Consider the following 22,316-nt stretch of genomic DNA (forward strand, 5'->3'; position numbering starts at 1 on the left):
CGCTCAGCGTGAAACGGCGCGAAATCCACGCGCGCCGGCCCGCTGCGCGCTCGCCTACAATAGCGGTTTCACGCAACCTCTTTCAGGAGAAATCATGTCCGTCATCACGACCGAATCGGGCCTCAAGTACGAAGACCTGACCGAAGGCACCGGCGCGGAAGCGCAAGCCGGCAAGACCGTCAGCGTCCACTACACGGGCTGGCTGACCGACGGTCAGAAATTCGATTCGAGCAAGGATCGCAACGACCCGTTCGCGTTCGTGCTCGGCGGCGGCATGGTCATCAAGGGCTGGGACGAAGGCGTGCAGGGCATGAAGGTCGGCGGCGTGCGTCGCCTGACGATCCCGCCGCAACTCGGCTACGGCCCGCGCGGCGCAGGCGGCGTGATTCCGCCGAACGCGACGCTCGTGTTCGAAGTCGAACTGCTCGACGTCTGACCCTGCACCCGGCCGTTTTCTTCCCGATGGAACGCATCGCCTCCCCCGCCATCGCGCTGCGCCGCTACGCCACGTGCGAAGCGTCGGACGTGCACGACTTCCACCAGGTCGTGCTCGGCGTCGATGGCGCGATGGTGATGGCGGTGGACGGAATCGGCCAGCGCATCGACCGGCACGCGGCCTGGCTGATTCCGGCCGGCGCGCGTCACGACTACGCGGGCCTCGGCGACAATCGCCAGCTCGTGATCGACCTGCCCGCCGCTTCGCTCGCGGTACCGCAGCGGCTGTTCGACCATGCGCGGGCCGTGTCGATCGACCCGGCGCTCACGTCGCTCGTCGCGCAGGTCGCGGCGGCCGCCGCGCAACACGATGCGCCGGACGGCGACGCACGGCAGGCCGCCGCGCACCGCTTTCAGTGGCAGGCCGCGGCGCGCCTGTGCGACGCGCTGCTCGACGATGCGGGCATCGCCGCGCCCGCGTCGGGCCTCGATTTCGCGCGCATCGACCGCTGGCTGCGCGCGCGGCTCGCCGAACCGCTGCGCATCGCCGATCTCGCCGCGCACTGCGGCTACGGGATGCGGCGCTTTCATCAACTGTTCGTCGATGCATTCGGCGAAACGCCCCATCGCTACCTGCAGCGGCTGCGGCTCGACGCCGCGATCGTGCTGCTCGCCGACGGCCGGCATGCGCTCGTCGACATCGCGGGCAGCGTCGGCTTCGCGGACCAGAGCACGTTCACGCATGCGTTCACGAAGCGCTTCGGCGTGGCGCCGGGACGCTGGCGCGGCGAACGGCATTGAACGCATCGGCCTCGCCGAATACGCATCGACGCACGTAGCCAGCGGCACGCATTCGCGTCGGCATCCGTATCGACGCTTCGCGTCCCGCTGAAACATCGCCTGTCCGTCGCCGCCTACGATGGACGCATGGATACGACCACACCGTCCCCCGCTTTCCCGCCCGCGCTCGCGCGCGTCGTCGCCACCGTCAGCATCGGTTTCGTCGTCACGCAGCTCGACGTGACGATCGTCAATATCGCGCTCGCGCATCTCGCCGCCGACCTGCACCTGCCGGTCGCCGGCCTGCAATGGGTCGTCGATGCGTACACGCTCGCGTTCGCGGTGCTGATGCTGTCGGCCGGTGCGCTCGGCGACCGCTTCGGCGCGCGCCGCCTGTACGTCGCCGGCCTCCTGCTGTTCGCGCTCGCGTCGCTTGCATGCGGCGCCGCCGTCGCGCCCGCGATGCTGATCGCGGCCCGCGCGCTGCAAGGCGTCGGCGCCGCGGCCATGCTGCCGAATTCGCTCGCGCTGCTCAACGACGCGTGCCGGCACGACCCGCGCCTGCGCGCCCGCGCGGTCGGTGGGTGGACGGCGGCCGGGTCCATCGCGATCGCGGCCGGCCCGGTCGTCGGCGGCCTGCTGATTGCCGCATGGGGCTGGCGCGGCATCTTCCTCGTGAACCTGCCGCTGTGCGCGGCGGGGCTCGCCGCTACGTTCGCGTGGGTGCCCACGCGCCGCGAGCAGGTTGCCCCGGCACGCTCGGCCCGTTCGCTCGATCCGCGCGGCCAGTTCGTCGCGATCGCGATGCTGACCGCGCTGACCGGCGCCGTGATCGAATGGCGGCCGCTCGGCTTCACGCACCTGGTCGTGACCGGCGGCTTCACGCTGGCGGCGCTGGCCGCGCTCGCGTTCGTCGCGATCGAATCGTGCACGGCCACGCCGATGCTGCCGCTGACGCTGTTCCGCCGCCCCTCGTTCAGTGCGGCCGTGCTGTTCGGGATCTGCGTGAACCTCACGTACTACGGCACCGTGTTCGTGCTCGCGCTGTACCTGCAACGCGCACGCGGCGAATCGGCGTTGCAGGCCGGGCTCGCGTTCCTGCCGCTCACCGGCGGGTTCCTGCTGTCGAATCTCGCGAGCGGACGCGTCGTCGCCCGCCACGGCCCGCGCATGCCGATGGTGGCCGGCGCGCTCGTCGCCGCGCTCGGCTACGGGTCGCTGCATGTCGTCGATGCCGCGACGCCGCTGGGCGCGCTGCTCGTGCCGTTCCTGCTGATTCCGTCGGGCATGGGCTTCGCGGTGCCCGCGATGACGACGGCCGTGCTCGCATCGGTCGCGCCCGACCGGGCCGGCATCGCGTCGGCCGTGCTGAATACCGCACGGCAGGCCGGCGGTGCAATCGGCGTCGCGGCATTCGGTGCGCTCGCCGGCGACGGCGGTGCAGCGCAGGTCGTCAGCGGGTTGCGGATCGAAACCGCCGTGTCGGTCGCGCTGCTGGTCGCGGCCGCACTGCTCGCGACCCGTGTGCGGACCGATGCGGATCGCGGTGCCTCTCCCGCGCCTCGGGCGACGCCACCGGTCGATCGCACGCGTGCGGTCACGCGTCACCGAGGTGAGGCTGGATCAGGTAACGCCGACGAAAGAAGGTCTGCGTGAATCGACTCGCGTAGCCGGCAGTGCCGCGCTCGTGCTGTCGCACCGAATGCCATCCGACGGCACGACCCTCGCGCATGACGCTCACCGACGCGCCGCGCCCGCTTCGTCATCGATCTTCTTCACGACCGTATCGGCCGCCTTCAAAGGCCGGCCGTCGTCGTGCCGCAGCGCGAGCTTGCGGATCGCGCGCCCGGTGCCGCGATCGATCAGCACCGAATGCCGCTCGCCGCGCGCGAACAGGTTGGCCTCGCCCCACTGCCGCAGCATCACGATGACCGGAAACAGCCCCTCGCCCTTTTTGGTCAGCACGTACTCCTGATACGCGGTGCCGTCGGACGCCGGCACGACGGCGAACACGCCCGCGTCCACCAGCATCTTCAGCCGGTCGGACAGGATGTTGCTCGCGACGCCGAGGCTCGCGCGGAAATCGCCGAAGCGGCGCACGCCGTCGAACGCATCGCGCACGATCAGCAACGCCCAGCGATCGCCGACGATATCGGTCGCGCGCGCCACCGGGCACGGCGAATCCGCAAGACTTTTCTGCCTGGCCATGTTGCTCTCCGCAATCACGCCGGCCGCCTTCGCAGGCATGCCGGCCATCCGGGCACGGGCCGCTGGCCCGTCACCCAACAGGTTGCATTTTAAAACTACTTTCCCTACACTCCAAACCAGTTTCAAATTGCAACTACATTGCGTGAGGCAACCCATGGAATCGTCCTGCCATTCCGGCACCGTTGCATCGAACGCGCCAACCGGCGCGATCCATCCGGCTAAGGGCGCCCGCCTGTCGTCGGCGCGCGTCGTGCTGCTTGCCGTCTGCTGCGCGGCGAGCGTCGCGAACGTCTACTACGCGCAGCCGCTGCTCGATTCGATCGCGCGGGATTTCGGCGTATCGCTGGCCGCCGTCGGCGGCGTCGTCACCGCGACGCAGCTGGGCTGCGCGCTCGCGCTGCTGTTCGTCGTGCCGCTTGGCGACCTGCTGAACCGCAAGCGCCTGATCGCCGTGCAGCTTCTGCTGCTGACCGCGGCCTGCATCGGCGTGGCCGCCGCGTCGACACGCATCGCGCTGCTGGCGGGAATGGTCGCGGTCGGATTGCTCGGCACCGCGATGACGCAAGGACTGATCGCGTGCTCGGCCGCCCTCGCCGGCGCAGGCGAACGCGGGCGCGTGGTGGGCGCCGCGCAAGGCGGCGTCGTGGTCGGGCTGCTGGCCGCGCGCTCGCTGGCGGGTGTCGTCACCGACATCGCGGGGTGGCGGGCCGTCTATCTCGTATCGGGCGCCCTCGCGATCGCGATGCTGGTCGTGTTGTCGCGGCTGCTGCCCGCTATGCGCGAACCGCGCGAACGCATCGGTTACGCGGCGCTGCTGCGGTCGATGGTGGCGCTGCTGCGCGATGAACGTGTGTTGCGCGTGCGCGGCGCGATCGCGCTGCTGATGTTCGCGGCGTTCAGCATCTTCTGGAGCGCGCTCGTGCTGCCGCTGAGCGCGCCGCCGCACGCGATGTCGCACACGCAAATTGGTGCATTCGGCCTCGTCGGCGCACTCGGGGCGGCGGCCGCCGCCCGCGCGGGCCGGCTCGCGGATCGCGGGCGCGGCGAAGCGACGACCGGCGCCGCACTCGCGCTGCTCGCATGCGCGTGGCTGCCGCTCGCGTTCGGCAATACGTCGATCGCGCTGCTGATCGTCGGCATCGTGCTGCTCGACGTCGGCGGACAGGCCGTGCACGTCGTCAACCAGAGCATGATTCTCGGCGCGCGGCCCGACGCGCATGCGCGCCTCGTCGGCTGCTACATGCTGTTCTATTCGGCCGGCAGCGGGCTCGGCGCGATTGCGGCGACGATGATGTACGCGCGCGCCGGCTGGACCGGCGTCTGCGTGCTCGGTGCGGCGGTGAGCGTGGCCGCGCTCGGCGTGTGGGCCGCGACGCTCAGGCGCGCGTGAGGCGCGCCGGCCATGCGGAGGAACGACCGGGAAACGCCGGTCCGCCCTCGGCGGGCGGCCGGCACGCGAACCGGCCGCGCACGCGCGCCGGTCGGGCTTTCGGTTCGCTGCGATTCCGCTTCGGTTCGGCTTGGGGCATCCCCGCGGCGGAGAAGCTGGCGCGCCGGCAACGTCGCGGCGCATGTCGGTTCCGCTGCGGTTCCGCGTCGGTCCCACTGCGGTTCCGCGGCGCGCCGCGGGCGTTCAGCCGGCTGCCTGAATCGCCTCCTCGTACACGCCGGCCACGCGGCGCGCGATCACCGCATTGTCGAAATGATCGCGTGCATAGCGCTTGCACGCGGCCTCGTCGGGCAGCGCGATCGCGCCCGACAGCGCACCGCCGAGCCCTTCCGCGATCGCGTCGGCGCCCGTCGACGGCAACACCAGATCGTTCGACAACCCGGCGACCGCCTCCGGCAGCCCGCCGACCGGCGTGACCAGCACCGGCGTGCCGGACGCCAGCGATTCGACGGTGATCAAGCCGAAGCCCTCAAGCGCGACCGTCGGCACGACGCTGACCGTCGCCGCGCGGTACAACGCCGCGAGATGATGATCGGGCACGAAACCGAGCAGCTTCACGTTGTCCTGCAGCCCCGCTTCGTCGATGCGCTGCTGCAGTTCCTCGCCGATCTTGCCCTTGCCGGCGATCAGCAGCAGCACGTCCGGGTGACGGCGCTTGACGAGGCCGATCGCATCGATCAGGTCCTCCAGCCCCATGCGCCGCACGAGCCGGCGCACGGCCAGCACGATCGGCCGGTCCTGCGGCAGTTGCAGCTTATGCCGCGCCTCGGCGGGCGTGAGCGGCGTGTCGAACTGCGCGGTATCGACGCAGCCCGGGATCACACGCACGCGCGACGGATCGATCCCGTAGCGGTTCGTCAGGATCTGGCCGAATGCCTGCGACAGCACGATCAGCCGCGACGAGCGCGTATAGACGGCCTGTTCGAGATAGCGCTTCGCGCGCTGTCCGAGCGACGCGGCGCCCTCGACCTGGCTTTCGTCGGCCCACGGCCCCTGGAAGTGCGACACCTGCGGAATCCCGCGCGTCACGTCGAGCCCCGGGAACGTGTACAGCGCGAAGTGCGACGAAATCACGTCCGGCCGCGCGCTGCGGATCTCGTCGCGCAGCGCGCGCCGCGCGGCGAGCATCCGGCGCGCGAGCGGCTCCGACGCGGGACCGAAACCCTGGATCGCCCCGCCCGTGTCGTCGGCGACCTTCGGCGAGCCGGCGACGAGCCCGCGCACCTCGACGCCCGCGCCGGGCAGCGCGCCGACGAGCGAGTAGTACATCCGGTCGAGGCCGCCCGCGCGTTCGGGAAACCAGTGCATGCCGATCTGCAACGATTTGATCGGCCGGGAAGATTGGGACATCACGGTTGCTCCTGCGTGATTGCATGCTCGACCCGCTCGAAGGCGGACGGCTGCGTGGGTTGGCCGATGCGCCGGTAAAGCGCGACGTACTGGGCGCCCATGTGCGCCCAGCCGAAACGGGTCATCAGTTCGCGGGCCGCGTCGCCCATCGCGCGACAGGTGTCGCGCGATGCCGCGAGCGCGCCGATCGCCTGCGCGAGCGCGGCGGGATCGTCCGGGTCCTCCAGCACGATCCCGCATTCGCGCGTGATGATTTCCGCGCCGCCCGCCGTGCGCGCGGTGACGACCGGCAGCCCGGCCGCCATCGCCTCCAGCAGCGACAGGCTCATCGCTTCGTAGCGCGACGGAAACACATACGCGTCGACCGAGCGCATCAGCGTCGGCATGTTCTTCACGAGACCGAGGAAATGCACGCGCGAATCGATGCCGAGCGCGCGCGCTTCTTCCGGATACGGGCTGCCGGGCAGATAGCCGGCCACCGCCAGATGCACGTTCGCGGGCAGCTTCGTCAGCGCCTTCAGCACGGTGCCGAGGTTCTTGCGCGGCGTGCGCAGGTCGCCGACGAACAGCAGCAGGAACGCGTCGTCCGGCAGCTTGAACGCCGCGCGGTCGGCCTGCGCGCCCGCGAACGCGCTGCCGTCGACGCCGTTGTAGATCACGCTGATCTTGCGGCTGTCGATGCCGAGCCCGGCAATCTCGTCGGCCACCTTCTGCGATACCGCGGTAATCGCGCGCGAACGCTTGTACGCCCAGCGCTCGAGCCCGGTATTCACGCGCGTATAGACGTACTGGTAAGCCGACCACAGCCCCTTGGTGGGCCCGAACGGATAGTACGGACTCTTGAACCAGCCGCCGTGCACGAAGTGCGCGGTATTCACGTCGGCCTTGATCCACGAGATGAAGCCGTTCACGTGCAGCACGTCGTATTCGCCGCGGTGCGCGCGCAGCCACGCCGCGCTTTTCAGCGCGAACACCTGCTGCTTGACGAGATTCGACGGCCAGAAGCCGCCGACCTTCACCGGCACCCAGCGCACGCGCGGGTCGGCCAGCAGCTCGGGCGCGACGTGCGACGCGACCAGCGTGACCTCGTAGTTTTCGGCCAGCGCCGCGCGCGCGATTTCGTAATTGACGCGGCCCTGCCCGTCGTTATGTCGCACGACGTGCGTGACGATCGCGATTCTCAATGGTCGCCTCCCCGTGAACGCGCGGCGGCCAGCAGGCGTTGCGCCTTCTGCCAGTGCGCCGCGGCAAGTATCGAAAAAATGGCTGTGAACATCAGCAGGCCGCCGGTGCCGATCAGCGAGTTCGTGAACACGAGCATCGCGAAGGTCGACAGGCACAGGCTCAGGCATGCCGCGACGAATTTGTCCTGGCGCAACTTGAACGCCGCGCGCAGCGTGCGGCCGAACAGCATCACGACGCCGGCGAGATACAGCAGCGTGCCGGGCCAGCCGAGCACGAACGGCACGTTCATCACGCCGCTGTCGAAGCTGCCGTATTTGCCGAGTTCGCCGCTGTCGCTCGACAGCTTCGTGGACGCGCCGGTCGCGCCCATCCCTTCGCCGGCGACGTCGGTGAACGCCGTCTGCGCGAAGGTCGCGTAGAACTTGTTGCGGTCGTCGTAGCTGCGGTCGTCCTTCAGGTTCGTGATCGACTGCAAGCGCGCGCCGAGCCGGTCCGCCACCGGCCCGACGGTCAGCAGCGGCACGCACAGCCCGACCAGCACGACGCCGCTGATCAGGATCCGCATCCGCACGCGGTTGCTCGATTGCACGAGCTGGATCGCGAGCGCGATCACCCAGCCGCCCCACGTCGAGCGCACGAGACACAGCGCGAACGACACGAAGCCGGCCGCCCCGGCGAACCAGCGGATCTTCTGCGGCGCCGCGAACACGAACACCAGCGCGCCCATGATCGCGAACGCGAACGGGCCGGACGAGTTCATCGTGCTGAACACGCGCACGCCGTACGGCACCGGCTCGCCCTGCGAGCCCATGTCCGAGCCGATCATCCACAGCACGTCCCACTGCGGCATCACGAAGTACTGCACGATGCCGTACAGGCCCATCACGAGCATGCCCCACATGAACGTGGACAGCAGCACGTCGCGATACTCGGGATAGTCGCGCGCGTTGACCATGATGTGGAAGCCGATCAGCACCGGGTACACCCAGTTCGCGAGATCGTAGGTCGCGGCCATCACGCCGCTCGACACGATCCCGACGAGGTACGCATACGCGAGCCCGAACAGCATCAGCAGCACCGGGATGCCGCGCCGCTGCGCGAGCACGCGGTAATGCCTGAGCAGCCCCAGGCCGGCGATCATCGTCACCGCGAGCGGCGCCACCTGGATCAGGCTCGTCGGCGTGAACGCGCCCTTCGACCAGTCGGCCAGGCGACGCACTTCCGGGCTCAGGAACCACACCCACCACATGAAGCCGACATAGCGCGCCGGGCTCTTGAAATACAGCCAGATGCCGACCGCGATGGCCAGCACCGGGAACGCGAGCGTCAGCACCTTGCCCTGGTGGATGGCGATCAGCGCGGCGGTAAACGTCCACAGCCCAGCCTGGCCGGCCCAGTGCTTCGGCTCGGCGAACCAGCTGCGGGCGCGCGACGGCGCACGTTCGGCGGCAATCGTACTCATCGATCCGCTCTCAGCGCGACGACGGACGCGAATCCGCGAGCGGCATCGCGACGCCGGCCGCCGCGGGCGTGCGGCGCCGGCGCAGCATGTCGCGCGTGATCCGCACGTGCTGCTCGGCGAACGCCTGCGTGGTCAGGTCGCGCTCGCGCAGGCACGCGGCGGCCGCCCGCGCGCAGTCGAGCGCCGCCACCGGATCGGCGACGAAGCGATCGGCGGCCTGGCGCATCGCCTGCGCGTCGAACGCCGGCACGTAGGCGGCCGTATCGTGCGGGAAGTAGTCGCTCAGGCCGCCCACGTCGGACACGATCATCGGCTTGCCGACGGCTGCCGCCTCGAGCATCACCGTGATGCCGGACGCGTGGAAATTCGGCCGCAGCGGCACGACGATCACGTCGGCCCACGCGTACAGTTCATGCTGCTTCGCGAGCCCCGACGCGGGGCCGATCTTCACGTTCGGCGCGTGCCATTCGCGCGGCACGCGGCGGCGCGTCGCGAGCCGCACGTCGTAGCGCGCGTCGCCGCCGAACGCGGCGAGGAACGTGCGCCAGTCGCGGTCGCGGTCGTTACCGATCGCCGCGATCCGCAACGGCCGGTTCGGCGTCCATTGCTGCGGCTCGACCGGCGGGAAATCCTGCGTGTTCAGCCCGTAGTAGACGAACTCGGCGTCGCGTCCGAGATAGCGGCGGCACAGGTCGGCGTTGTCGCGGGCGAGCGTGGTCAGCGCGTCGGCGCGCGCGATCAGCTTGCGGTAGAGCCAGCGGCGCGGGCCGCCGAAGCTGCCCCACTTGTCGAACAGCCACACGCTCTGCGCGAGCAGCAGCGGGCGCTTGCCCTGCTCACCGGCGAGCTTCAGGATCAACGCGGCAGCCAGATGCTCCTGCTCGGTATGCGTCCAGATCACGTCGGTATCGAGCAACGCCGCGCGATTGCGCCACGCATGCACGACGTCGAAGCCGAGCGCCGCCTTCAGCGCGCGGCGCGCGACGCTCACGACGCGGTTTTCGGCGCCGTCCTGCGAATAGGTCAGCCGGAATTCGTCGGATTCGGCGTGGTGATAGCCGTACAGGCAGCCGATGTCGTCGCCTTTCCGGTAGGTACGCGGATCGGCGCCGTGGAACAGATGGACGTGGACTTTCGTTGCAGCCTTCGTGGTCATGCGAGCCCTCCGGAGGGGGCCGCGCGCGGTGCGCGCGGGCCGTTCAAGACGTCACCGGCGGCATCGCCGCACGGTGGGGGGCGAGATTCGTGCGGCGCGCATCGCGCGCGCCGCGGCGCACCGCGCGCCAGTGCGCGAGCACACGCTCGCGCCGGGCGCCAGGCAGCGACAGCAGCACGTGCGCGAAGCCGGGATAGACGCGCGTACCGACCAGCGTCCACCACCACCACGCGATCTCGCGCCGCAGCGGCGGCAGATGCTCGCGCAGGATCAGATGCAGGTTGTACGCGCCGTTGCTGATCGCGTTCAGCGACGCGGCATCGCGCCGGTCGTCGTCGAAGCGCTCGGCCGGGAAGTGATCGACCGCGATCGACGGGTCGTAGACGAGCTTCCAGCCTTCGCGCTGCACGTGCATGCTGAAGCCCATGTCGTTGTGCACCTGCGCGCCGGCGCCGCGCAGCCGCGTGTCGAAGCGCAGCCGTTCGATCGCCGCGCGCCGGTAGCTCATGTTGGCGCCCTTGAGCATGTCGACTTCGCGCGCGCCGCCGACGCCGAGGTGATGATTGCCGACGATCTTGCCGGACAGCGTGAGCTGGCCGACGAGCTCTCTCGATTCGTCGAGCACGCGGCCTTTCTCGTGCACCCAGTCGCGTCCACCGACCGCGCCCACGCACGGATCGGACAGGAACGCGGCTTCGATGCGCGCGAGCCAGTCGGGACGCGGCGCCGCATCGTCGTCGGTGATCGCGACGATGTCGCCGTTCGCCGAGTCGAGCCCCTTGTTCAGCGCGGCGACCTGCCCCGGCACGTCGACCGGCACGAGGCGCAGCGGCAGCGCGCCGCCGACCGCCGGATCGGCGAGCCGTTCGTGCGTGGCGTCGTCCTCCGGGCGCGCGACGACGATCACCTCGTCGGGCAGCCGCTGCTGCCGCTGCAGCGCCAGCAGGCAGCGCGCGAGGTCGGCGGGACGCCGATAGGTCGGAACGAGCACGGAAATTTTCATTCGAGGTTCTCCAGTCGGCCGGGTCGGCGCGCGTGGCGCCGGCCCGGTTTCGCGCGACCCGGTCACGCGCTCAGGTATTCGTGCACGGCCGCATAGCCGCGGCCGTAGCCGCGCGCCTTCGGCGGCACGCCATTGAAGATCCCGCCTTCCAGATCGACGCCCGCGGTGCGCAGGCGCTTGATCGCATCAGCGATCTCGCCTTCGGTATGCATGCCCGAGCGCAGCACAAGGAAGGTCGAGCCGGCCATGCGGCCGATGATGGTCGCGTCGGTCACCGCCAGCACCGGCGGCGAATCGATCAGCACGACGTCGTAGCGCTTGCCGAGCCCTTCGAGGTATTGCGGCAGGCGCGTCGACATCAGCAGCTCCGACGGGTTCGGCGGACGCGTGCCGGCCGAGATGAACGACAGGCCCTGCACCGGCGTCTCGCGCACGGCATCCTCAAGCGCCGATTGATCGCTCAGCAGCTCCGACAGGCCCGGCTGCACGGTGAGGCCGAAGTAGCGGTCGAGCATCCCGCGCCGCATGTCGGCGTCGATCAGCAGCACGCGCTTGCCCGAATGCGCGAGCAGCACCGCGAGGTTGACCGTCAGGAAGCTCTTGCCGATGCCCGGCGTCGGGCCGGTCAGCACGATCACGCGGTTCTTCGCGTCCATCATCGCGAACTGCATCGCGGTGCGCAGGCTGCGCATGCTCTCGACGCTCAGGTCCTTCGGCCGCAGGCTCGCGATGCGCATGCTCTCGACGCTCAGGTCCTTCGGCCGCAGGCTCGCGAGAATCGGCCGCGCACGGCTGCCGCCCTTCTCCGCCGCCGCGTCGAGCTTCACCTGCTCGGCGCTTTGCGGCACCAGCCCGTACAGCGGCAGGTTGAACGCGCGCTCGATGCGGTCCGGGTCCTCGATGCCCTGGAACAGGTTGCGACGCAGGAACACGACGCCGGTACCGAGGATCAGCCCGAGGAACACGGCGGCCGACAGGATCAGCACCTTCTTCGGCTTGACCGGCGCGCCCGGACGCAGCGCCGAATCGATCAGGTGGATGTTGCCGCCCGTGCCGGCCTTCTGCACCGACAGTTCCTGCACGCGGTTCAGCAGCAGCACGTAGATGTCCTCGGCGACCTTCGCGTCGCGCTGGAGCTGGACGGCCTTCACTTCGGTCGCCGGCAGGCTGCGGAAGCGGTTGCTGAACTTGTCCTTTTCGCCCTGCAGCTCCGCGAGCTGCTGCTTCGCGGCGATCACCATCGGGTGCGAATCGGTGAAGCGCTGCGCGAGCGACGCGAGCTGCAGGCGTTGCGCGGCGATCTGCTGCTCGTACTGCACGCTGCCTTCGAGGTAGACCTTCGCCTCGTCGCTCGCGTTGATCGAGCCCGACGTGCGCTGGTATTGCGTGAGCGCGGCCTCCGCGCGTTCGAGGTCGGCCTTCAGGCGCGGCTCCTCGCCCTTCAGGAAGTCGAGCATCTTGGTCGCTTCGGCCTGCTTCGCGACCACGTGCTGGTTCAGGTACGACTGCGCGAGCGCGTTCGCGATCGCCGCGGTCTGGTCCGGGTCCTTGCCTTCGAGCGAAATCTGCACGACGCCGGTCTGCTTGCCCTGCTCGCTCACCTGGATGCCGGCCTGGAACCCGCTGATCGCGTCGAGATCGTTGTAGCGGACCACCGTGAACTGCGTGCCGGGGCGCGCGACGAGCTTCTGCACGAGCAGCGTCACGCCGCCGCCCTGCGCCGATTCGCCGACGCGGCCCGCCAGCAGCCGCGTGCCGTTCTCGTCGACCAGCGAATAGGTGCCGTTCGGGCCGGCCGTCAGCGTCAGCTTCTTGCCTTCGAGCGCGGGCACGACGTTGATCGTGTCGATGTCGGCGACTTCGCCGCCCCACGCATACGATTTCAGGCCGAGCCACGGCCGCGACGGCGTGCCCGGCGTCGCGAGGCGCGCGGCGAGGCTGCCGATCACCGGCAGCGTCTTCGGCGCGACCGTGAAGTTCAGCTTGAACTGGTCGACGACCGGCGCGACGACGCCGCGGCTCTTGATGATCTCGATTTCCGCGTCGGTCGGCGCCTGCTGCGGGCCGCTGTTGATCGACGCGCCCGTCTGCGTCTGCGTGAGCGCCTGCGACGTGTTGTCGTTGCCCTCGACCCGCACGTGCACGTCCGCCTGGTAGACCGGCTTCGCGATGAAGCAGTAGAGGCCGGCGAGCGCGACGACCGTCACCGCGATGCCGAGCAGCAGCCAGATGTCGTCCATGATGACCTGGAGCAACTGGCCGAGGACGACGTCCTCTTCCTCGGTCTTCGCGGTCAGGTCCGCGTAGGAGTGTTTCGCTTGCGTGTTCACCATTCGTTCCCGCTTGAGTGGTGCCGAGGGGGCGGACGCCACCCCGGCGGGCTATCAGCGCGTGATTTGCCGCATGTAGAAGATCGTCTGGATCGTCGGCAGCACCTGCTGCAGCACGCGGTTGAACTGCACCGAGCTGGCCGTGCTGACGTAGACGACGTCGAGCGGTTGAAGCGGGAAGCGACTCGACAGCATCAGCGCGTCGGGCTGCGTCATGTCGAGACGGAACACTTCAGGCTTCGTCGGGTTGTCGCGCATCCCGCGCATCACGTAGATCTTGCGCGGGTTCGCATCGGTGTCGAGAATCCCGCCGCCCGCGGTCAGCGCATCGGCGATGGTCAGCCGGCCCTTGAGCATCGGCACCGTGACCGGCGTCTTGACCTCGCCCATGATGAACACGCGGCTGTCGCTGCGGTCCGGCACGTTGACGATGTCGCCCGGCTGCAGCATCACGTTCTGCTTCACTTCGCCGCGATCGAGCACGCCGTTCGCGTCGAGCGTGTACAGCTTGCCGTCGCGCGTCAGGCGCACGCGCTGCAGGTCGGCCTCGGCGGTCGAGCCGCCCGAGCGCGAGATCGCGTCGACGAGCGTGAGCGGCACGTCGCTCACCGCGAGCGGACCCGGCTGCTTGACCTCGCCCGTCACCTGCACCTTCTGGCTGCGGAACGACAGCACGCGCACGTCGAGCTGCGGATTCTTCACGTAGCGCGCGAGGCTAGACGCCATCTCGTCGCGGATCTGCGCGACCGTCTTGCCCGCCACGCGGATGCGGCCGACGAACGGGAAGAAGATCGTGCCGTCGGCGGCGACCGTCTGGCCGTACGGATCGGCCTGGCCCGGCAGCGCGGTCGTATACGGCTGCTGCAGCGCGCCCGCGACCGATTGCGTCGTGTTGCCGCCGCTCGAGAACGACTGGCCCTGCGGCGTCGTCAGCTCCGGGTGATCCCACACGGTGACGCCGAGGATGTCCTGCGGGCCGACGCGATACGTGTACTGCGACGGATCGGTGTAACGTCCCGGCGGCAGCGGGTGATCGACCTGCGCTTTCTGCAGCTGGTCCATCACCACTTTGGCATCGATGTAATGAACCGGATAGGTTTCGGCCGCTTCCTGCCGGCCTTCGTCCTTCAGGTTCGACGAGTCGAGGTAGTTGCCGGGCGCGGTTGCACAGGCTGACAGGAAAGTCGTCAGCGCGACGGCAAGCGCCACCGGGCGCATCGGGCGTTTCAGCATAGTTTCTGTAGCCATCCTTGAACCAGACGTTCGATCAGTGAGTAGCTCTCGCGGTAGTCGGCCTCCGGGCCGCCGTGCGGGTCCGCAATCTCGGCCCCTTCCCACTTGCCGAGCAGGTGAACCTTGCCGCGCGCGAACGGATCGACCGCTTCGACGGCCGCGATCTGTCGGCGCTCGCTGACGAGAATCAGGTCGGCGTCGCGCACGATCCGGCGCGACAGCCGCCGCGAGCGGTGGGTCGTCGCATCGACGCCGCGCTCGGCCAGCAGTTGCCGCATCACCGGATCGATGCCGTCGCCGTCGTTCGCGTGCACGCCGGCCGAATGGAACGTCGGACGCGGGCCGCCGCGCGACGCGGCGTGCGACTTGAACAGCATTTCCGCCGCCGGACTGCGGCAGACGTTCGCGTGGCAGACGATCAGGATGTTCCGGAACATGGCGTCTCGTAACGAGTGACGGAAAACGGGTTACGCGCTGGCGCGCGCGGCGCCCGGCACGCGGGCGGCGACCGCCTGGCGCGAGCCCGGCCGCCCGATCGGGTGATACTCGATGCCCTGCTCGCTCATCGTCTCCGGCTCGTACAGGTTGCGGCCGTCGAAGATCACCGGCGTCTTCCACAGGCAGCCAAGCGCGACGAAGTCGGGGCTCTTGAACGCCTTCCATTCGGTGACGATCACGAGCGCGTCGGCGTCGCGCGCGGCCTGCGCCTCGTCGTCGACGAAGGTGAGGCGTTCGAGCCAGCTCGGGTGATCGGCCAGATCGAGCGCGATCACGCGGCGCGCTTCCTGCTGCGCGACCGGGTCGTACGCGGCGACGCGCGCGCCGCGCGACAGCAGCTCGGCGATCAGCTCGCGGCTCGGCGCCTCGCGCATGTCGTCGGTGTTCGGCTTGAACGCGAGGCCCCACAGCGCGAACGTGCGGCCGCTCAGGTCCTCGCCGAAGCGCGCGACGATCTTGTCGGCGAGCACGCGCTTTTGCGTCGCGTTGACCGACGACACGGCCTTCAGGATCTGCAGCGACTGGCCGTGCTCGTCGGCCGTGCGGATCAGCGCCTCGACGTCCTTCGGGAAGCACGAGCCGCCGTAGCCGCAGCCGGCGTACAGGAAGTGGTAGCCGATGCGCGGATCGGAGCCGATCCCGCGGCGCACGGCCTCGATGTCCGCGCCGAAACGGTCGGCGAGGTTCGCCAGCTCGTTCATGAACGAGATGCGCGTCGCGAGCATCGCATTCGCCGCGTACTTCGTGAACTCGGCCGAGCGCACGTCCATGTACAGCGTGCGCTCGTGATTGCGGTTGAACGGCGCGTAGAGCTTCTTCATCAGCTCGCGGGCGCGCTCGCCCGGCACGTCGTCGTCGCAGCCGATCACGATGCGGTCCGGCCGCGTGAAATCGTCGACGGCCGCGCCTTCCTTCAGGAATTCCGGATTCGACACGACCGAGAACATCTGGTCGCCGCCGCGCTTCGCGAGCTCCTCGGCGACCGCCGCGCGCACGCGCTCGGCCGTGCCGACCGGCACCGTCGACTTGTCGACGATCACCTTGAAGCCGGTCATGTAGCGGCCGATGTTGCGCGCCGCCGCGAGCACGTACTGCAGGTCGGCCGAGCCGTCCTCGTCGGGCGGCGTGCCGACCGCGATGAACTGCACGTCACCGTGCGCGACCGCGGCCTCGATGTCGGTCGAGAAGCGCAGGCGGCCGGCCGAACGGTTGCGCGCGATCACTTCCTTCAGGCCCGGCTCGTGGATCGGCACGCCGCCGTCGTTCAGGATGTCGATCTTCGCCTGGTCGACGTCGAGACAGAACACGTCGTGCCCGATGTCGGCGAGACAGGCGCCGGTGACAAGCCCTACGTAACCGCTGCCGATGATAGTCAGATTCATGATGTGTCGGACCCCTTGACCAATGATTCGAAATTCGTAAAACCGGAATGCCTGCGTGACGCAGCGCGTCGGTGTCAGTACGCGTTGCTGCCGGTGAACCCTTTCCACAGCGTCAGCACGACGATCTTGATGTCGAGCCAGAACGACCAGTTCTGCATGTAGTACAGGTCGAGCTTCACGCGGCCCATCATCTTCTCGATCTGGTCGGTTTCGCCGCGAAAGCCGTTGATCTGCGCCCACCCGGTGATGCCGGGCTTGATCCGGTAGCGGAACATGTAGCCCTTGACCAGATCCTTGTAGATGTCGTCGTGCGCGAGCGCATGCGGGCGCGGCCCCACCACCGACATCTCGCCCTTCAGCACGTTGATGAACTGCGGCAGCTCGTCGAGGCTCGTGCGGCGCAGGAACCGGCCGACCGGCGTCACGCGCGAGTCGTTCTTGGTTGCCTGCGTGACCTGCCCGGCCACTTCCTGATGCACCTTCATCGAGCGAAACTTGTAGATCTCGAACTCGTGCCCGTCGATGCCCTTGCGCTTCTGCCGAAAGAACACCGGCCCGCGCGAGGTCAGCTTGATCAGCGCCGCGATCAGCACCATCACCGGCGCGAGCGCCGTGAGCGCCGCCAGCGCGAACAGCCGGTCGAACACGAACTTCGGCAGGATCCGCACGTCGGTGATCGGCGACGCCGCGAGGTTGATCGCCGGCACGCCGAGCACCTCGACCACTTCCTGATTGAAGAACGACAGCGTGCGCACGTCCGGAATGAAGCGGATGTTCACGAAGTCGTGGCGAAACACCGTCACGATCTGGTGAATCCGGCGCTCCTCCGTGATCGGCAGCGTGAGCCACAGCTCGCTGATCGCGCGGCTGCGCACCAGCCACACCAGCGATTCGAACTGCCGCTCGATGCGCACGTCGTCGAGCGCGACTTCGCCCGGCGCCTCGCTTTCGTCGTACACGCACACCGGGTTGAAGCCGGCTTCCGGCCGCGCCCGCATCTGCGCGATCAGCCGCCGCGCCGCCGGCGTGCCGCCGACGATCGCGACCGCCTTCAGGTTGTAGCCGCCGCGGCGCAACTGCCGCAGCACGACGTGCACGCAGGCCTTCGAGCCGGCGAGCAGCGCCATCGTCACCAGCGCCCAGTAACCCAGCCACAGCCTCGACAGGTCGCCCGACTGGTGAAAGCTGAAGCTCATCAGGATGCCCGCGAGCTCGACCGCGAGCCACGCGAACGCGACACGCCCCATCAGCCCGACGAGACGTTTGCCGCGCCACGACTGGTAGATGCCGACGGCCGGAAAGAACACGACGACCAGCAGGCAGTCGAACAGCACCGTCGTGCGCTGCAGGTCGCTGAGCCCGATGCTGCCGTCGTGCAGCGCGGCCGCGATCAGCGCGCCCGTCACGACCATCGCGATATCGATGACTCTCGCCAGCACGCTCAACATGTCCGTTTCCTCTTCTTTGAACAGGCGTTTGCCGAACAGCTCCTCGTGCGACCCGTGCCGCACCTTCGATTCAAACGTTGCATGATGCTATTGAAGCGACAAGAAAATTCCCCCTCAAGCGCACAAGTATTTCGAAAAATAATCGGAAATTCTTGCCGCGATCTTTTTTAATTAAATCGGCAGGTTTTCCCGAATCGGGCGGAAACGGGGATTTTTTCAGACTCGTTACGCTTGCCGTGCACCCTTTGCGGGCGGGCACATCCGGCCGGCGACCGGAATTATTTTTTATTTTTTTATTTCCAGCCGATGCCATCGAGGAAAATTCTTCCGGATGAATGCGTGGCGGATATTCGGCATTGGGTCCGGTTTTATTGTCGATTTACTTCATGCTACAACGACAGGCACTGACTTCAACCGTGGAGAGTGTCATCATGAATGCTCCGGCAGTGGCCGCCGAAACGCGCCATTCTTCTTCCGCCGCAACCGCCGTCGGCACGCCCGGCGCCGGTATGCCCGCAGCCGGTATGCGTCTCGCCGTGCAGCCCGTGATTCTTGCCGGCGGTTCCGGCACGCGCCTGTGGCCGATGTCGCGCGAGCGTTTCCCGAAACAGCTGATCGGCCTGCTCGGCGATCATTCGCTGCTGCAGTCGACCGCGCTGCGCCTCGACGGCCTGACGGCCGATCACCCGCTGAACGACGACGTGCTGATCGTATGCGGCGAGGATCATCGCTTCACGACCGCCGAACAGCTGCGCCTGACGGCCAAGCGCGCGACCATCATGCTCGAGCCGCTCGGCCGCGACACCGCGCCCGCGCTGACGCTCGCCGCGCTGCGGCTCGTCGCCGACGGCAACGATGCGGTGATGACCGTGATGCCGGCCGACCATGCGGTCGCCGACCTGCCGCGCTTTCACGCGGCCGTCGCGGCCGGCGTGCACTGCGCCGCGCAAGGCAAGATTGCGACCATGGGCATCGTGCCCAAGCACGCGGAGACCGGCTACGGCTACATCCGCGTCGGCGCGCCGCTCGGCGACGCCGGGACCGGCACCCTCGACGTGCGCCGCCTCGACCGTTTCGTCGAGAAGCCGCACCTCGAACTCGCGCAGCAGTACGTCGCGTCGGGCGAATACTGGTGGAACAGCGGCATCTTCATCGTGCGCGCGTCGGTCTGGCTGAAGGCGATCCGGCAGCTGGAACCCGCGATCTACGCAGCCTGCGAACAGGCCGTCGCCCAGGGCCGGGACGATGGCGATTTCTTCCGCGTCGATCGCGACGCGTTCGCCGCGTCGCCGTCGAACTCGATCGACTATGCGGTGATGGAGCCGCTCGCGAGCCAGCCGCAACTGTGCGAGAGCGTGGTCGTGCCGCTCGACGCGGGCTGGTCGGACGTCGGTTCGTGGGACGCGATCTGGCAGATCTCGGCGAAGGACGAGACCGGCAACGTCGGCCGCGGCCACGTGCTGTTCGAAGGCGCCGAATCGACGTTCGCGCATTCGGAAAGCCGCCTCGTCGCGTGCGTCGGCACGCAGAACCTGGTCGTCGTCGAAACGCCCGACGCCGTGCTCGTCGCGGACAAATCGCGCGTGCAGGACGTGAAGAAGATCGTCGGGCACATCAAGGCGCGACAAGGCACCGAAGCGACCGATCACCGCAAGGTCCATCGTCCGTGGGGCCACTACGACTCGGTCGACACGGGCGAGCGGTTCCAGGTGAAACGCATCGTCGTGAAGCCGGGCGCGCAACTGTCGCTGCAGATGCACCACCACCGCGCCGAGCACTGGATCGTCGTGCGCGGCACCGCGCGCATCACGCGCGGCGACGAAACGTTCCTGCTGTCCGAAAACGAATCGACGTACATTCCGCTCGGCGTATCGCACCGCCTGGAGAACCCGGGCAAGATGCCGCTCGAACTGATCGAAGTGCAGTCGGGTGCGTATCTCGGCGAGGACGACATCGTCCGCTTCGACGATACCTACGGCCGGCAGTAACGCGCCATGCACCCCGGGCGCCGCTTCGACGGCGGCGCCCGGGCAATACGGACATGATGGAAAAACCGGACGGGCGCGCGGCGCGAGCATCGTGGCACACGACGGCCCGCGCGTCGCGCGGGGACGACGATCAACCGACGCGATACGCGTATTCGCGACGCTCCGACTGCACGGGATCGTTGCGGCTTTCCGACAACGCACCCGCGCGACGCTCGGCGATGAAGCGCTTGATGTCCGATTCCGCACGCGCCAGCGCCGACAAACCGGCCAGCACTTCGCCTTGCGGCTCGCGCGCCGGCGCGTCGCTCGCACCGTGGCGATCGATCCACTGACGCGCCCAGTCGAGCGCATACTGCTCGGCTTCCTCGGCATCGGTGAATCGCGGGCCGATCAGGCCCGAGCGTTCGACGCGCCGGTCGTCCTGCGAGATCTCGGCCCACGCGCGATACATCAGGTTCTGCACGGGCTGCGCGGTGCCGCTGATCGTATAGCCGCGATACTCGTCGATCTGCGGCTCGGCCGACGAGAAGCTCGCGGACGACGCCCGCGCATGGCGCAGTTCCGTGGCCGGCGCGCCGGGCACCGAGAACGACACGTCGGCGCGGCCGTCCACCTGGTCGGCCGACATCGTGCTCAACGACGCACCCTCGCCCTCCCAAACGTTTGCCTGCGCAACCGGCAATTGCCACGACTCGGGGTTTTGCCAGAACACGCCACGCAGACGATCGTTGTCGGGCACGGGCTCCGCGCGGCGAGCCGGCACGACGGCCTCCGGCGGCGGCGGAATATACGCGAACGTGCGCCCGCTGAACTGGGTCAGCACGTCGATCATCTGCAGCAGCGTGCCGTTCGCGAGCCACTCCTCGTAGCGACGACGGCACGTCGGCCCGGACGGATAGCGACCGGGCAGCTTGGACCAGGCTTCCCCGGTCGTCAGGATCCACAGCACCGCGTTGGCGACGACACGCGGTTCGGCGCGTGGACGCCCGCGACGGTTCAGCCGGATGGGTTCATCGGCGATCAGCGCTGAAAGGCGAAACCACTCTTCATCGTTAAGCTCATCGAAGAACATAGTCGATCTCTCCACGCAGCCAGGCCGGGGCTGCGATTGGCGGCGCCGTCGCGACACATCGCGTCGCGGGGCGGCCAGGTTGCACATTATGGTTATCCGGCGTTGTGCATACCGGGCGACACCGCACTTTCACGGTGCCGCGATTCCCGGCAATGGCGCACAAATCGCGGTCTCACTCCAATGTGGGAATTTTTGTGCACGAAGCATACCATCCCTAGGGTTTATCTCAATATGACAATGACTTAATGTTACGCACTGAAACAACCTGCCATGGGCGGGCAATCCATTTACGCTTGAATTTTTTTGCGAGATCTTTATGCCGATGGCTGCAAAGGCCCGTCCGGCGGGGCTCCGCAGCGTCTGAAGAATGCGCTGAAACAGGCGGTTTCGGGCTGCTCCGACCCCTGCCGGCAACACCGCCCGGAATAGCCTCAGAAAATCGGTAAATCAGGGGAAAATTCGTAACAAGATATTCACGAATCGGTAAATCATTCAAATTTCGCTGAATCAAATTATCTTCATGCACAATCTCTTTATTGTTTCTCTGCGAGTGATGAAAACACGCTGACGCCGCGCGCCCAATGTGTCCCCGCATGCAAATCCGTCACGCTTGTTACATTTTCGCGGCGAGCGCCGCACGGCCGCGCCGGACGGCGCGGGGCGCGGGTTTCCTCGGGTCGGAACGGAAAAGCGCAAGCCCGCGTGCGCGGCACGCGGCGCGGGGAGGCCCTGGCGCTAGCGCAGATCGCCGGCCAGCGACGCGGTCACGTCCGCGTCCACCCGCTGCGTCGGCATCGTGTAGGCCGGGTGATCGCAGCCGATCGACAGCGCCGCGCCGCCCTTGAGCGCCGCGCGCATCGGCGCATCGAACTCGAAGCGCACGAAGTGCACGGCCGACGTCTTCTCCGCGTTGTCGCGCTCGAGATCCTCGTCGGCGATCGCGTAGACGCTCGCGTGCCCGTCGACCCGCAGGTACACGCGATCCTCCACGCCGATCAGCCGCGCGAGCGCCGCGCGCCGTTCGATTTCATGCTCGTACTCGATCTGCATCGTCGCCTTCAGGTTGGTGCCGTCGGGCACCAGCGGCAGATACGCGTCGAGCTCCCCTTCGATGCCGGCCTCGTCGAAGATCTTCTCGATGTGCAGCATCTCCTGGATCTGATAGCGGATCGTCGTCTCGTCCTCGAACAGGAAACGCAGGTGGTTGCCAAGCGCCACCGCGCGACGGCGCTTGTACGCGACGAGCCGCGCGTGTTCGGCCTTGCGGATCTTCGCGTACGCTTCGAGCGTCAGCAGGGAGTCGCGGGTCAGCGTCATGGATGTCCTCGTGGATGGC

General features: G+C 68.3%; 18 protein-coding genes. 5 read left to right on the forward strand and 13 right to left on the reverse strand.

What is annotated here, in order from left to right:
• The first annotated feature begins 94 nt into the window (after positions 1–94).
• From H0X91_RS03300 to H0X91_RS03310, 3 genes are all read left to right on the forward strand, one after another.
• On the forward strand, positions 95–436 hold the full coding sequence (locus tag H0X91_RS03300) for an FKBP-type peptidyl-prolyl cis-trans isomerase (protein WP_006479474.1): 342 nt from the start codon (positions 95–97) through the stop codon (positions 434–436).
• A 26-nt stretch (positions 437–462) separates the two neighbouring features.
• Complete coding sequence (locus H0X91_RS03305) at positions 463–1,236, forward strand: helix-turn-helix transcriptional regulator (RefSeq protein WP_006482167.1); 774 nt, start codon at positions 463–465, stop codon at positions 1,234–1,236.
• Positions 1,237–1,362: 126 nt separating this feature from the next.
• Positions 1,363–2,871 carry an MFS transporter gene (locus tag H0X91_RS03310; protein WP_196432799.1) on the forward strand — a complete coding sequence of 503 codons (1,509 nt, stop codon included), beginning with the start codon at positions 1,363–1,365 and terminating at the stop codon, positions 2,869–2,871.
• An 81-nt stretch (positions 2,872–2,952) separates the two neighbouring features.
• Here H0X91_RS03310 and H0X91_RS03315 read toward each other — a convergent pair whose 3' ends face one another.
• Positions 2,953–3,423 (reverse strand): winged helix-turn-helix transcriptional regulator, encoded by a 471-nt coding sequence (locus H0X91_RS03315; RefSeq protein WP_171984176.1) that lies wholly within the window; start codon positions 3,421–3,423, stop codon positions 2,953–2,955.
• A gap of 154 nt (positions 3,424–3,577) precedes the next feature.
• On the opposite strand from H0X91_RS03315, the gene H0X91_RS03320 reads away from it, so the two are divergent.
• Positions 3,578–4,813, forward strand: coding sequence for an MFS transporter (locus tag H0X91_RS03320; protein ID WP_196432800.1), 1,236 nt, complete (start codon positions 3,578–3,580; stop codon positions 4,811–4,813).
• Positions 4,814–5,056: 243 nt separating this feature from the next.
• On the opposite strand, the gene H0X91_RS03325 is transcribed toward H0X91_RS03320, so the two are convergent.
• The 10 genes from H0X91_RS03325 to H0X91_RS03370 form a co-directional block, all read right to left on the reverse strand.
• The gene (locus tag H0X91_RS03325) at positions 5,057–6,223 is read right to left on the reverse strand and encodes a glycosyltransferase family 4 protein (RefSeq protein WP_006482818.1); all 1,167 of its coding nucleotides are present in this window, start codon (positions 6,221–6,223) and stop codon (positions 5,057–5,059) included.
• On the reverse strand, positions 6,223–7,407 hold the full coding sequence (locus H0X91_RS03330) for a glycosyltransferase family 4 protein (RefSeq protein ID WP_058902862.1): 1,185 nt from the start codon (positions 7,405–7,407) through the stop codon (positions 6,223–6,225). Before H0X91_RS03330 ends, H0X91_RS03325 begins: the two co-directional genes overlap by 1 nt.
• The gene (locus H0X91_RS03335; protein ID WP_006482820.1) at positions 7,404–8,870 is read right to left on the reverse strand and encodes an O-antigen ligase family protein; all 1,467 of its coding nucleotides are present in this window, start codon (positions 8,868–8,870) and stop codon (positions 7,404–7,406) included. Before H0X91_RS03335 ends, H0X91_RS03330 begins: the two co-directional genes overlap by 4 nt.
• A gap of 10 nt (positions 8,871–8,880) precedes the next feature.
• Positions 8,881–10,026: a glycosyltransferase family 4 protein gene (locus H0X91_RS03340; protein WP_006492002.1), complete on the reverse strand. Its 1,146-nt coding sequence runs from the start codon at positions 10,024–10,026 to the stop codon at positions 8,881–8,883.
• A gap of 43 nt (positions 10,027–10,069) precedes the next feature.
• Positions 10,070–11,029: a glycosyltransferase family 2 protein gene (locus H0X91_RS03345; RefSeq protein WP_196432801.1), complete on the reverse strand. Its 960-nt coding sequence runs from the start codon at positions 11,027–11,029 to the stop codon at positions 10,070–10,072.
• Positions 11,030–11,091: 62 nt separating this feature from the next.
• Complete coding sequence (locus tag H0X91_RS03350; protein WP_196432802.1) at positions 11,092–13,362, reverse strand: polysaccharide biosynthesis tyrosine autokinase; 2,271 nt, start codon at positions 13,360–13,362, stop codon at positions 11,092–11,094.
• 51 nt (positions 13,363–13,413) lie between these two features.
• Entirely contained in the window at positions 13,414–14,592 is a 1,179-nt protein-coding gene (locus H0X91_RS03355; protein WP_006482941.1) for a polysaccharide biosynthesis/export family protein, read from the reverse strand.
• Complete coding sequence (locus H0X91_RS03360; RefSeq protein ID WP_006482944.1) at positions 14,586–15,029, reverse strand: low molecular weight protein-tyrosine-phosphatase; 444 nt, start codon at positions 15,027–15,029, stop codon at positions 14,586–14,588. The genes H0X91_RS03355 and H0X91_RS03360 overlap by 7 nt, the downstream gene beginning before the upstream one ends.
• A 30-nt stretch (positions 15,030–15,059) precedes the next feature.
• Positions 15,060–16,472 carry a UDP-glucose dehydrogenase family protein gene (locus H0X91_RS03365; protein WP_196432803.1) on the reverse strand — a complete coding sequence of 471 codons (1,413 nt, stop codon included), beginning with the start codon at positions 16,470–16,472 and terminating at the stop codon, positions 15,060–15,062.
• Positions 16,473–16,546: 74 nt separating this feature from the next.
• Positions 16,547–17,920, reverse strand: coding sequence for an undecaprenyl-phosphate glucose phosphotransferase (locus tag H0X91_RS03370; RefSeq protein ID WP_034203384.1), 1,374 nt, complete (start codon positions 17,918–17,920; stop codon positions 16,547–16,549).
• Positions 17,921–18,351: 431 nt separating this feature from the next.
• Here H0X91_RS03370 and H0X91_RS03375 point away from each other — a divergent pair, with 431 nt between their 5' ends.
• Complete coding sequence (locus H0X91_RS03375; RefSeq protein WP_077020937.1) at positions 18,352–19,908, forward strand: mannose-1-phosphate guanylyltransferase/mannose-6-phosphate isomerase; 1,557 nt, start codon at positions 18,352–18,354, stop codon at positions 19,906–19,908.
• Between the two features lie 130 nt (positions 19,909–20,038).
• Here H0X91_RS03375 and H0X91_RS03380 read toward each other — a convergent pair whose 3' ends face one another.
• Together H0X91_RS03380 and H0X91_RS03385 are read right to left on the reverse strand one after the other, a co-directional pair.
• On the reverse strand, positions 20,039–20,980 hold the full coding sequence (locus H0X91_RS03380) for a DUF6566 family protein (protein ID WP_006482942.1): 942 nt from the start codon (positions 20,978–20,980) through the stop codon (positions 20,039–20,041).
• A 735-nt stretch (positions 20,981–21,715) separates the two neighbouring features.
• The gene (locus tag H0X91_RS03385) at positions 21,716–22,297 is read right to left on the reverse strand and encodes a DUF3501 family protein (protein ID WP_196432804.1); all 582 of its coding nucleotides are present in this window, start codon (positions 22,295–22,297) and stop codon (positions 21,716–21,718) included.
• Positions 22,298–22,316 lie beyond the last annotated feature (19 nt).

Origin of the sequence: Burkholderia sp. 9777_1386, from assembly GCF_015712265.1 — a bacterium.
Lineage (GTDB): Bacteria > Pseudomonadota > Gammaproteobacteria > Burkholderiales > Burkholderiaceae > Burkholderia > Burkholderia cenocepacia.

Bases quoted from the DNA above. Each gene is read 5' to 3' on its own strand.
- H0X91_RS03345 (WP_196432801.1), bottom strand. From the start codon at position 11,029: ATGAAAATTTCCGTGCTCGTTCCGACCTATCGGCGTCCCGCCGACCTC.
- H0X91_RS03335 (WP_006482820.1), bottom strand. From the start codon at position 8,870: ATGAGTACGATTGCCGCCGAACGTGCGCCGTCGCGCGCCCGCAGCTGG.
- H0X91_RS03310 (WP_196432799.1), top strand. From the start codon at position 1,363: ATGGATACGACCACACCGTCCCCCGCTTTCCCGCCCGCGCTCGCGCGC.
- H0X91_RS03300 (WP_006479474.1), top strand. From the start codon at position 95: ATGTCCGTCATCACGACCGAATCGGGCCTCAAGTACGAAGACCTGACC.
- H0X91_RS03355 (WP_006482941.1), bottom strand. From the start codon at position 14,592: ATGCTGAAACGCCCGATGCGCCCGGTGGCGCTTGCCGTCGCGCTGACG.
- H0X91_RS03370 (WP_034203384.1), bottom strand. From the start codon at position 17,920: ATGTTGAGCGTGCTGGCGAGAGTCATCGATATCGCGATGGTCGTGACG.
- H0X91_RS03325 (WP_006482818.1), bottom strand. From the start codon at position 6,223: ATGTCCCAATCTTCCCGGCCGATCAAATCGTTGCAGATCGGCATGCAC.
- H0X91_RS03340 (WP_006492002.1), bottom strand. From the start codon at position 10,026: ATGACCACGAAGGCTGCAACGAAAGTCCACGTCCATCTGTTCCACGGC.
- H0X91_RS03375 (WP_077020937.1), top strand. From the start codon at position 18,352: ATGAATGCTCCGGCAGTGGCCGCCGAAACGCGCCATTCTTCTTCCGCC.
- H0X91_RS03360 (WP_006482944.1), bottom strand. From the start codon at position 15,029: ATGTTCCGGAACATCCTGATCGTCTGCCACGCGAACGTCTGCCGCAGT.
- H0X91_RS03380 (WP_006482942.1), bottom strand. From the start codon at position 20,980: ATGTTCTTCGATGAGCTTAACGATGAAGAGTGGTTTCGCCTTTCAGCG.
- H0X91_RS03385 (WP_196432804.1), bottom strand. From the start codon at position 22,297: ATGACGCTGACCCGCGACTCCCTGCTGACGCTCGAAGCGTACGCGAAG.
- H0X91_RS03350 (WP_196432802.1), bottom strand. From the start codon at position 13,362: ATGGTGAACACGCAAGCGAAACACTCCTACGCGGACCTGACCGCGAAG.
- H0X91_RS03315 (WP_171984176.1), bottom strand. From the start codon at position 3,423: ATGGCCAGGCAGAAAAGTCTTGCGGATTCGCCGTGCCCGGTGGCGCGC.
- H0X91_RS03365 (WP_196432803.1), bottom strand. From the start codon at position 16,472: ATGAATCTGACTATCATCGGCAGCGGTTACGTAGGGCTTGTCACCGGC.
- H0X91_RS03320 (WP_196432800.1), top strand. From the start codon at position 3,578: ATGGAATCGTCCTGCCATTCCGGCACCGTTGCATCGAACGCGCCAACC.
- H0X91_RS03305 (WP_006482167.1), top strand. From the start codon at position 463: ATGGAACGCATCGCCTCCCCCGCCATCGCGCTGCGCCGCTACGCCACG.